Origin of the sequence: Oerskovia sp. Root918, from assembly GCF_001428945.1 — a bacterium.
Lineage (GTDB): Bacteria > Actinomycetota > Actinomycetes > Actinomycetales > Cellulomonadaceae > Oerskovia > Oerskovia enterophila.
In genome coordinates, this window is record NZ_LMJG01000002.1 from 1 (window position 1) to 10,153 (window position 10,153).

The 10,153-nt window shown below is 72.1% G+C and carries 9 protein-coding genes and 1 pseudogene; 5 read left to right on the top strand and 5 right to left on the bottom strand.

Annotation, left to right across the window (positions count from 1 at the left end; genetic code table 11):
- The 3 genes and pseudogenes from ASE27_RS20830 to ASE27_RS04800 all read right to left on the bottom strand — a co-directional run.
- A pseudogene (locus ASE27_RS20830) lies at window positions 1–194 on the bottom strand (hypothetical protein); the annotation flags it as partial.
- Complete coding sequence (locus ASE27_RS04795; protein ID WP_056646854.1) at window positions 191–2,590, bottom strand: glycoside hydrolase family 3 C-terminal domain-containing protein; 2,400 nt, start codon at window positions 2,588–2,590, stop codon at window positions 191–193. The gene ASE27_RS04795 and the pseudogene ASE27_RS20830, both read right to left, overlap by 4 nt.
- Before the next feature lie 112 nt (window positions 2,591–2,702).
- Complete coding sequence (locus ASE27_RS04800) at window positions 2,703–3,380, bottom strand: hypothetical protein (protein ID WP_200955890.1); 678 nt, start codon at window positions 3,378–3,380, stop codon at window positions 2,703–2,705.
- An 818-nt stretch (window positions 3,381–4,198) separates the two neighbouring features.
- Between ASE27_RS04800 and ASE27_RS04805 the strand changes: the two genes are divergently transcribed.
- From ASE27_RS04805 to ASE27_RS04825, 5 genes are all read left to right on the top strand, one after another.
- A complete protein-coding gene (locus ASE27_RS04805; protein ID WP_056646858.1) occupies window positions 4,199–4,636 on the top strand; it encodes a hypothetical protein in 438 nt (145 codons plus the stop codon).
- Complete coding sequence (locus ASE27_RS04810; RefSeq protein ID WP_056646861.1) at window positions 4,633–5,049, top strand: hypothetical protein; 417 nt, start codon at window positions 4,633–4,635, stop codon at window positions 5,047–5,049. The genes ASE27_RS04805 and ASE27_RS04810 overlap by 4 nt, the downstream gene beginning before the upstream one ends.
- A complete protein-coding gene (locus tag ASE27_RS04815; RefSeq protein ID WP_056646864.1) occupies window positions 5,046–6,143 on the top strand; it encodes a DUF6545 domain-containing protein in 1,098 nt (365 codons plus the stop codon). The genes ASE27_RS04810 and ASE27_RS04815 overlap by 4 nt, the downstream gene beginning before the upstream one ends.
- Window positions 6,140–6,751: a hypothetical protein gene (locus tag ASE27_RS04820; RefSeq protein ID WP_056646868.1), complete on the top strand. Its 612-nt coding sequence runs from the start codon at window positions 6,140–6,142 to the stop codon at window positions 6,749–6,751. Before ASE27_RS04815 ends, ASE27_RS04820 begins: the two co-directional genes overlap by 4 nt.
- Window positions 6,752–6,968: 217 nt before the next feature.
- The gene (locus ASE27_RS04825; protein ID WP_056646872.1) at window positions 6,969–7,598 is read left to right on the top strand and encodes a LysE/ArgO family amino acid transporter; all 630 of its coding nucleotides are present in this window, start codon (window positions 6,969–6,971) and stop codon (window positions 7,596–7,598) included.
- Between the two features lie 10 nt (window positions 7,599–7,608).
- On the opposite strand, the gene ASE27_RS04830 is transcribed toward ASE27_RS04825, so the two are convergent.
- Window positions 7,609–8,442, bottom strand: coding sequence for a nucleotidyltransferase domain-containing protein (locus tag ASE27_RS04830; RefSeq protein ID WP_056646875.1), 834 nt, complete (start codon window positions 8,440–8,442; stop codon window positions 7,609–7,611).
- A gap of 182 nt (window positions 8,443–8,624) precedes the next feature.
- Window positions 8,625–10,049 carry a pyruvate kinase gene (pyk, locus tag ASE27_RS04835; RefSeq protein ID WP_056646879.1) on the bottom strand — a complete coding sequence of 475 codons (1,425 nt, stop codon included), beginning with the start codon at window positions 10,047–10,049 and terminating at the stop codon, window positions 8,625–8,627.
- Window positions 10,050–10,153: the final 104 nt, after the last annotated feature.

The following is a 10,153-nucleotide window of genomic DNA, read 5'->3' on the forward strand; positions in this document are numbered from 1 at the left end:
ACCGTCACACCATTGCTCAACACGAAGAACACCACGAACTGAGCCAACCCCGGCCGACGCTCCGCGAACGACGACCACCCCACCCGCAACCGACCGAACATCCGGGGCTTGCCCCCGGAGAGCGGGGTCTGGGCCGTGGTCGTCGACGTCGTCTCCGGGGTCGGCGTCGGGGCCGCCTCCGTCTCGCCGCTCATCGGCGCGCCAGCTCGGAGCGCATGCGGCGGGTGGACCGTCGGTTCCGGAAGAACGCCGAGACGAGGTCTCCGACGCCCCGGAAGAAGCGGCCGTTGACGATCGTGACCAGCGCGGCGGCCATGTCCATGCTCACGGCGCCGTTCGTCATCTTCGCGATGGCGCGGAACGGCATCCCGCGCAGGAACAGCAGGTTCAGGTCGGGGGTGCCCTTGGCCTCGGCGCGGGCGATCCGTCGCGCCAGCTCGCGGTATGCGAGCCGGGCCAGGGGGCTGCGCGCGTGCTCCAGGTCCGACAGGGGGCTGTTGACCCCGAGCGGCCCGGTCGCTCGGCCCCTGGCTGCCAGCGGGCGACCCAGGAGGGAAGCGAACACGTCGTCGGGCACGTCCGTGACCGCACCGGTCCGGTACTGCTGCGGCACGGCCGTCGCGGCGGCGCCGGGAACGGTTCCCGTCCGGACGTGCTCGGCCGCGAGCAGCACGGTCTCGACGTCGGAGCCGACCTCGAGGGACCACGTGCCGCCCTCGGTCTCCCAGGTTCCCGTCGCCGTCGAGAAGTGGCGAAAGGTGAAGCGGTCGAACGCGATGCGCACGCGCTGGGACTCCCCCGGCTCGAGGTAGACCTTCGCGAAGCCCTTGAGCTCGCGCACGGGGCGGTGCACGCCGTCGGTCTCCCGTCGGCCCACGTACAGCTGCGCGACCTCGGCTCCCGCGACGTCCCCCGTGTTGGTCAGGGTGAACGTCACGCCCTCGGCGTCGACCTCGAGGTCCGCGTACGCGAACGTGGTGTAGCTCAGCCCGAACCCGAACGGGAAGGCCACCGGCGCACCGACGCTCGAGTAGTAGCGGTAGCCCACGTAGGGGCCTTCGCGGTACTCGGCGTCGACCCCCTCGCCCGGGTAGTAGCGGTACGTCGGGGTGTCCTCGAGCCGGACGGGGTACGTCTCCGCGAGGCGACCGGACGGGTTCACCGCACCGGTCAGCACCCGGGCCACCGCCTCGGCGCCGCCCTGCCCGCCGAGGTAGCCGTGGACCAGGGCGGAGCACTGCGAGAGCCAGGGCACCTCGACGACCGAACCTGCACTGAGGACGACGACGATCCGGCTCGTGACCGAGGAGATCCGCGCCAGGAGCTCGACCTGGCTCGAGGGAAGCCGCAGGTGCGAGCGGTCCTGGCCCTCGGACTCGCTGATCTCGTCGAGCCCCAGGTAGAGCAGGACGACGTCGGCCGACCGGGCCGCGTCGACGGCCTCGGCGACGAGCGTCGGGTCCGACGCCCCGCCGCGCGTGAAGCCCTGTGCGGTCGCGACGACCTCGAGGTCGGAGCCGGCGAGCGCGTCGAGCGCCGTCGTGAGCCGGGTCGGGTTGACGACCGAGGAGCCGGCCCCCTGGTAGCGCGGCGTGGACGCGAAGTCGCCCACGACCGCGACCCGGGTGCCCGCGGCGAGCGGCAGGATACGGTCCTCGTTGCGCAGCAGCACGGCGCTCTGCTCGGCAGCGGTGCGCGCGAGCTCGTGGTGGGCGTCAGGGTCGACCTCGCGGCTCGCTCCCCCGATCCGGCTCACGAGGACCTTCATCTCCTCGACCCGCGCGTCGAGGTCGGCCAGGTCGAGGTCGCCTCGACCGACTGCGTCCACGATCTGCGCGGCGGAGTCGAGCCCCGGCGACGGCATCTCGAGCGTCCCGCCGCGACGCACGGCCTCGACCGCGTCGTTGCCACCGCCCCAGTCGGTCACGACGGCCCCGTCGAACCCCCACTCGTCGCGCAGGACCTGCTGGAGCAGGAACGGGTTCTCGTTGGCGTAGGTGCCGTTGAGCAGGTTGTAGCTCGACATGATCGAGTACGGCGCGGACTCACGGACGACGACCTCGAAGCCCGTCAGGTAGATCTCGCGCAACGTCCGCTCGTCGACCACGGAGTCGCTCGTCATGCGACGCAGCTCCTGGCTGTTGGCCGCGAAGTGCTTGGGGCAGGCCGCGACGCCGCGCGACTGGATGCCGCGCACGTAGCCTGCCGCGAGACGTCCGGAGAGCAGCGGGTCCTCGGAGAAGTACTCGAAGTTGCGCCCGCACAGCGGGCTGCGCTTGACGTTGAGCCCCGGGCCGAGCAGAACGTCGACGCCCTGGTCGGCGGCCTCGGCACCGAGCGCCTCACCCACGGACCGCGCGAGCTCGGGGTCCCAGCTGTTGGCGACCGTGGCCGCGGTCGGGAAGCAGGTCGCGGGCTGCGAGGCGCCGAGACCGAGGTGGTCGGCCGAGCCCGTCTGCTTGCGGACGCCATGAGGCCCGTCGGACAGCCACAGCGTCCGGATCCCGTGCCGCGGTACCGCACGTGTCTCCCAGACGCTCTCCCCGCTCAGGAGTGCGGCCTTCTCGAGCGTCGTCAGTTCTTCCGTCATGGTCTGCTTCCGTTCGCCCCGCGGCACGTGTGCGGCTCGCGGGTGTACTGGTGTGGTTCTGTCTCGCCTGCTCGTCCGGACGGTCCGCGACGGTCCGGCTCCGCGACGGGGACTACGTCGCGTGGGCAGGGACCCGCTCGACGGCGTCCGGCACCGGGCCGGAGTCGCCGTCACCGTCGCTACCCGGCCCGGGCTCCTGCCTGAAGATGATCTTGAGGATCGGGAAGTACACGACGACCGAGATCAGCGCGTTGACGATCATCGTGACGACGTCGGCCCCGGCCTCCCCCGTGCTGCCCCAGCGCTCGACCATGAACTGGTAGATCGGGTCCTTGTAGAACCCTTGGAGCGCTGCGGCGGCAAACGTGATGACCACGTACGCGACCGTGTACCAGGCCGCTGCGCGCCAGATGTTCGTGCTCGACTTGAAGGTGATGTTGCGCTGGGCGAAGAAGTTGATGACCTGGGCGACGAGCAGGGTGATCTGCACCGCCAGGAAGTAGGCGAGCCCCCCGCCGCCGTCCGGCAGCGCCCCCGCCGCGTAGTCGAAGATGAAGAAGGTCGAGCCGTCGGCATTCGTGTTCACGGCGAACGCCTGGAACGACTGCTCCACGAGCGGCGTCATCGTGAAGATCCACTTGATCAGCGGCATGAGCGCCAGCTGGAGCACGGTCATGCCGGTGCTCAGGAGCGAGAAGACGACGAACTGCGCGACGGCCGGACGCCTCTCCGAGAAGTCGTTCCACGACCTGAGCACGCGCGTCTCCCTGATGCCGTTCGGTCTGTCCACCTGCGTGTCTCCTTCGACTGTCCACGAGCTGTCGCAGGGACGAGGCCGCTCGCCCTCACCGTCGATACGGAGAAGGCGTGGACGACGTCCCGGGTCGCGACCACCTCCGCGCAGGGCTGCGACGCCCGACGACCGGTGGGTGGCGCCCGAGGGCGACTGGTAACGAACTCATCACAGCCCACACCCGACGAGGCGCCGAGCCGGTTTGCATAACCTGTCGGTTCTGGCGCACAAACTGTCGCGCGCCCCGGCCGGGGACCGACCAGCGACGCGTCCTCCTGGGGCCGGGCGCAGGGGTACCTCGGCGGTGCGGGGAAGCCGTCGGAAGCCGGGCTCGGGGGATCGTCCGGCTCACCGACACGCCGACCGGCCTGGTCCTGGTGGGGTGCGGGGTCCGGCTCGCCGTGGGAGCGCGTCGCGCCGCCCGCGCGTGGGAGCGGCGGTCGCCGCGGGCCGCTCGTGCGCAACCGACAGCGGCGCCTTCCGGGGACCCCCTGCTCCCCCGGAAGCGCCGCGCGGGCGCGCTCGGACGGGACGCACGACCCCCAAGGCCTCGACCGTCACGAGCTACGACACCCGTACTCTACTGACGGCAAAGTCGCCTCGAGGTCGAAGTTCCCGCAGATGAGAGAGCTCTCATGTGAACTGCACCACATCGTCACGAACGGTGCCCCTGATCCCCGTCCGCACCCACGCACGTCCACCCGGCCCAGCCCGCGCGGCACCGGACCGGTCGCGGCGAGCCCCGCCGTCGGGCCTGTGAGATCTCTCCCTGCGGAGTGCCACCAGCACCCGCCCGTTCCTGGGACAATCGAGAGGTGACGACACACGAGAACCCTCCGGGCGAGCGGCTCAGCCGCGCGTTCCAGCACCGACTCAACGAGCTCTTCGCGACCCGACAGCGTGCCGGACGCGGCGCGACCAACCGCGAGGTCGCGAGCTGGATGACCGAGCACGGCTACGCCGTCAAGGAGGCCTACCTCAGCGCGCTCCGCGGCGGCCACCGCACGTCGCCCTCGCTGCGCATCATCGAAGGCCTCGCGGCGTACTTCGGCGTCGAGCCCAAGGACCTCCTCGACACGGGAGAGGACCCCAAGAAGGAGCTCCGGCTCGCCCTCAACGACCACGGCGTCGAGGCCTTCGCGCTGCGCGCCGAGGGCCTGTCCGCGGAGAACGTGCGCGCCGTGACCCAGCTCCTGGACCAGATGCGCCGGATGCAGTCGCTCCCGGCCGTCGATCCCGTCGACGAGTCGTGAACGAGCATCGCACCCGCCTGACCGCGGCAGGACTCGACCGAGCCCGCAGCATCGACGACGCCCGGCGCATCGTCGCGACCCTGCGCGAGCGGCCCATCGACGTCGTCGACGGACCTCTGGGCGAGGGGATCTCGGGGATGTGGCTGAGCATGCCCGACGGCGAGAAGATCATCGTCAACTCCGAGGCGACCCTGTCCGAGCGCCACCGGCACCACATCATCGCGCACGAGCTGGTCCACATCCTCGACGCGTGCGACGACCCCGACGCCCCGCCGCCCGGACCCCAGCGACGCAACCGCTACGAGGACCCGGTCGAGCACCGTGCCGAGTCGATCGCGAGCGAGCTCATGATGTCGATCGAGGCCACGGGCGGTGTCGCGCACCGCCTCGCCGGCATGGAGCGGTACCGGTGACCCTGCTCGCCTTCGCTCTCTTCGCCGGGGCCGCGCTCTGGACGGCTCTGCGCCACCGATCGCAGCACCGCGGGGACTACGCCCTGACCTGGGGGCTCGCGCTCGTGGCCGCTGCCTCGGCGCTGCGCATCAGCCAGGTCGAGTCGTTCCTGCTCGAGCACGCGCCCCCCGGCGCCCACGAGCTCGCCAAGCACGCCCTGCTCGTCGCCGGCTGCCTGTGCATCGCGGCGTGGGTCCAGGGCACCCAGGGGCCTCGGCCTCGTCCGACGTACCTCGCCTCGGGGATCGTCGGGGTCGTCGGGGTGCTCGTGCTCGTCTTCGCGCTCAACGGCCCGTGGGAGCGGCAGGACTTCGACCTGCAGACCGGCGGCAAGCCCTGGATGGCCCTGTACTGGGCCGCGTACTACGGGGCGTTCCTCTGGGCCACGGCGACGTTCGGCGTCTCGACCGTCCGGAACCGGCAGGACCGTCCCCGCAGCGACCGCTGGGGCATGGACCTCGCCGCCGCGGGTGCGTTCGTCGGGGTGCTGTGGGCACTCCTGAGCGCCGTCAACATCGTCCTGCAGGAGCCGGGGGCGATCGAGCAGTACCGGCTCCTCGGGATCCGCACGCGGTACCTGATCGCGGCGTCGAGCATCCTGCTCACGCTCGGGATCATGGGGCACCTGCTCTCGGCCGCTCGGACCCGGCGACGCCGCCGGGCCGACCTGAGCGCGCTGCACGCGCACCTGGTCGACGCCGTCGCGGAGTCCCGCCTGTCGTCCGTGCGCCCCGAGGTCGCCGAGTACCACCGGACCATCGAGATCATGGACGCGCTCGCGACGCTGGCCCGCTACTCGGCCCCCCAGGACGCCGCGCAGGTCCGGTCCCTGGTCGGCGACGCGCCCGAGCCCGTGCTGCGGGCGCTGCAGATCGACCTCGCCGCGACCCGGCGCGGCATGGACGAGCGACCAGAGGTCCCCGCGGACTGGAGCGCCTGGGCCGAGGACGACCACGCCCTGCGCCACCTGGGCAGGGCGTTCCGTGAGCAGACGAGCGAGAAGCGCGCGGTCGTGCTCGCCGGAGTCCTCGGCACCGAGCAGGAGCCGCGATGACGCCCCCGGCCGGAGGGGCGGTCACCGCTGCCCCACCCCGCTGGGCCGTCGTCGTGACGGAGGTCCTCGCGCCGGGCTACACGGTCGCGGCTCTCGTCCTGGCCGCGGCCCTGTACGCGTCGCCCGGTCTGGCCGGCGCGCGCTACGTGGTGCTCGCGGTCCTGCTCTGCGGCGGGCTGCCCTACCTGTTCGTCCACGGGCTCGCGCGGGCCGAGGTCCTGGAGTCCCGTCACGTGCGCCCCCGGGCCCAGCGCCTCGTGGTCTTCGCGGGGCTCCTCGTCATCGAGGTCGCGGCGATCCTCGTCCTGCACCTCGCGGGAGCACCTCCCCTGCTCCCCCGGCTCCTCGCGGCCTACCTCGCGGGGATCGTCGCGATCGCCCTGGTCACCCCGTTCGTGCGCGCCTCGGTGCACACCGCCGTGTTCTCGGTCGCCGCGGGCGTCTCCACGGCCCTGTCCTGGTGGCTGGCGGCCGCGCTCCTGGCCGTCGCGGTCGTCGTCGGGCTCTCCCGCCTCGCGGTGCACGACCACTCCCGCCGCGAGGTCGTGACGGGACTCGTGCTCGGCGCCTCGGTGGGGGCCGCGGCCGCCGCGGCTCTCCTCGGCTGACGTCCCGCGCGGCACCGGCGACAGACACGCCTGAGCATGCCCGTCCGGACAGGTACCGGACCTCACGCGGCGAGCCGATATCCCTTGACCTTCCCCGGCCTGCGCGCGATCCTCGATCCATGCCGACGACGCCCCTCCTCGTGCCGCTGCCCGCTGCGACCACGCGACCAGCGGGCAGGCAGCAGGAGCCCCGGCCCCGGCGACCTCGCCCGGTGCCATGACGAGCGCACTGCTCGCCGGGCTCGTCGCGGGCTACGCGATCGCCATCCCGGTGGGCGCGATCGCCGTCTACCTCGTGACGCTCACCGCGCGCACCCGGTTCGCGGTCGGGGCGGCCGCGGGCCTCGGCACCGCGACGGCCGACGGCATCTACGCGACGGTCGCGGTCGTCGCGGGGGCCGTCGTCGCCCCGCTCGTCGCAGCCGTCCGCACGCCGCTGACCTGGGCGTCGGTCGCGGTCCTCGCCGTCCTCGCGTGGCGCACGTTCCGCCCCGCGCTCCAGCGCGTCCTGCCCGACGGCGCCACGCCCCGTCCGGCAACCGCCGACACCACTCCCGTGCGGGCCTACGCGACGCTGCTCGGCCTCACCCTGGTCAACCCCGCGACCGTGATCTACTTCGCCGTCCTCGTGGCCGGTGGCGCGCTGAGCCCCGACGCGACGGGCGCGGAGCGAGCGGTCTTCGTGCTCGCGGCGTTCGTCGCGTCCGCGAGCTGGCAGATGCTCGTCGCCGGTGGTGGCGCGGTGCTCGGGCGCGCCCTCACGAACGACACCGGCCAGCGCGTCACCGCTGCCGTGGGCGGCCTGGTGATCCTCGCGCTCGCGGTGCACCTGGCACTCGGGGCCTGACGCGAGGGCGTCAGGCCCCGACGAGGTCCGCCGGAGCGAACGTCCGGACCGCAGCCCGGAAGTACTGCTCGGCGCGCTCGCACGCCTCGCCCCGCGAGCACTGCGCTTCTTCGAGACCTCGCGTCCCGCCGTGCGCGAGCTCGAGCTCCTCGGTCACGAACCGGCCGATCGCGGCACCGGCCGTTCCCGTCCCCATCTCGCGGGTCACGGCCTTGAGCGCGACGAGCTCGCCGACGGCATCCTGCACGGTCGACGAGGCCTCACCCTGCGCGAGCAGGGTGAGCAGGTCGAGGGGTGGGTTGCTCGCGTCCGGGTGGACCCGCAGCCACCGCAGCACCGCGGCGGGCCGCAACGCGTAGAAGACCTTCTTGAGGGAGACGTCACCGCCCTCCCACCGGTCGCGCTGCCGACTGCCGAGGTACGCGTAGTGCCGGACCAGGGCTCCACGGTCGACGACGTCGGAGGCGAGCGCCCGCAGACCGTCGCGGAAGTCCTCGTCGCCGCGATACACGATCCCCGACTCCAACCACTCGACGATCGTCGCGTTCCCCTTCACCAGGAGCTGCACCGCCTTGACGAGGTCCCAGCCGTTGACGTCGAGGACCGCGTCGAGCGGGGTCTCCAGGACGTCGCGGCGCGGCCACGGCCCGAGGTAGTCCTCGGGAGCGCGGACGTACACGAACCGGCAGTCGTAGTCGCTGTCGGGCGACGGGAAGCCCCACGCCCTGCTCCCGCTCTCGACCGCCCACGGGATCGCGACGCGCTCGGTCACGGTGAGAGTCTCGAGGCGGTCGTCGATCGAGGCGACCACCGCGGGGTCGAGAGACGAGGGGAGGAAGCGCATCCCGGGAGACTAGCCGCTGCGCGCGCCGGCTCCCCAGGCAATTCTCGTGGGCCTTGTCGGTCGGTCCTGTCGGTGGAGCATCGCCCGAGCCTGCCCTCCTTCCGCAACGACGAGGCCCCGGTGGCCGGTCGCGCGAGGAGCGCGGCCGGCCACCGGGGCCTTCGTCGAACTGTCAGCGCGGATCAGACGTCCGTGCTGTCACCGATCCGGTGAACGAGGATCGAGTTCGTCGTGCCGGGCTGGCCCACCGGGGCGCCCGAGACGACGACCACGAGGTCGCCGACCTCGGCGAGGCCGTTGGCCTGCAGGGTCGTGTCGACCTGGCCGACCATCGCGTCGGTGTTCGCCACCTCGGGCACCTGGTACGACTGGGTGCCCCACGTGAGCGACAGGACGTTGCGCACGTGCTCGCGCGGCGTGAACGCGAGCAGCGGGATCGACGAGCGCAGACGCGACATGCGTCGCGCCGAGTCGCCCGACTGCGTGAAGGTCGCGAGGTACTTCGCACCCAGGACCTCACCGATCTCGGCAGCGGCACGCGTGATGGCGCCACCGCGCGTGTGCGGGGTCGAGCCGAGCGGCGCCATGCGCTCACGACCGGCTTCCTCGGTCGCCTCGATGATGCGGGCCATGGTCTCGACCGTCAGGATCGGGAAGTCGCCCACGCTCGTCTCGCCCGAGAGCATGACGGCGTCGGCCCCGTCGAGGACCGCGTTGGCGCAGTCCGACGCCTCGGCGCGCGTGGGGCGCGGCGAGTTCGTCATGGACTCGAGCACCTGCGTCGCCACGATGACCGGCTTGGCGTTGCGACGAGCGAGCTCGACGATGCGCTTCTGCACGAGCGGGACCTGCTCGAGCGGGAGCTCGACCGCGAGGTCACCACGGGCGACCATGACGCCGTCGAACGCGTCGATGATCTCCGCGAGGTTCTCGACGGCCTGCGGCTTCTCGATCTTGGCGATGACGGGGACCGAGCGGCCCTCCTCGTCCATGATCGTCTTGACGTCGTCGAAGTCGGCCGCAGAACGGACGAACGACAGCGCGATGATGTCCGCACCGAGGCGGAGCGCCCAGCGCAGGTCGTCGCGGTCCTTCTCGGACAGCGCCGGCACGGAGACCGCGACACCCGGCAGGTTCAGACCCTTGTTGTTGGAGACCGGTCCGGCCACCTCGACACGGGTGACGACCTGGGGGCCCTCGACCGCGGTGACGCGGACGAGCACCTTGCCGTCGTCGATCAGGATCGGGTCGCCGACGCGCGCGTCTCCGGGCAGGCCCTTGTGGGTCGTGGAGACGAGCTCCTTGGTGCCCACGACGTCCTCGGTCGTGATCGTGAAGATGTCGCCCTCGTTGAGCCAGTGCTTCTCGTCGCCGCCGAAGCGACCCAGGCGGATCTTAGGCCCCTGGAGGTCGACGAGCACAGCCACGGAACGGCCCGATGCCGTCGCGGCCTCGCGCACGCCGTGGTAGACGGCCTCGTGCTCCTCGGCACTGCCGTGGCTGCGGTTGATCCGCGCCACGTCCATCCCGGCGTCGACGAGCGCCCGGAGCTGTTCCTTCGACTCGGTCGCGGGTCCGATGGTGCAAACGATCTTTGCTCTGCGCATTTCTCCAGCCTCGTTGTTCCTTCGTGTCCGGCGGAACCGGACCGCCTCGGGCCCCTGCCTGGGCCCCGTCTCCACCCCGGACGTCCTCGCGGACGCCGGGGCGC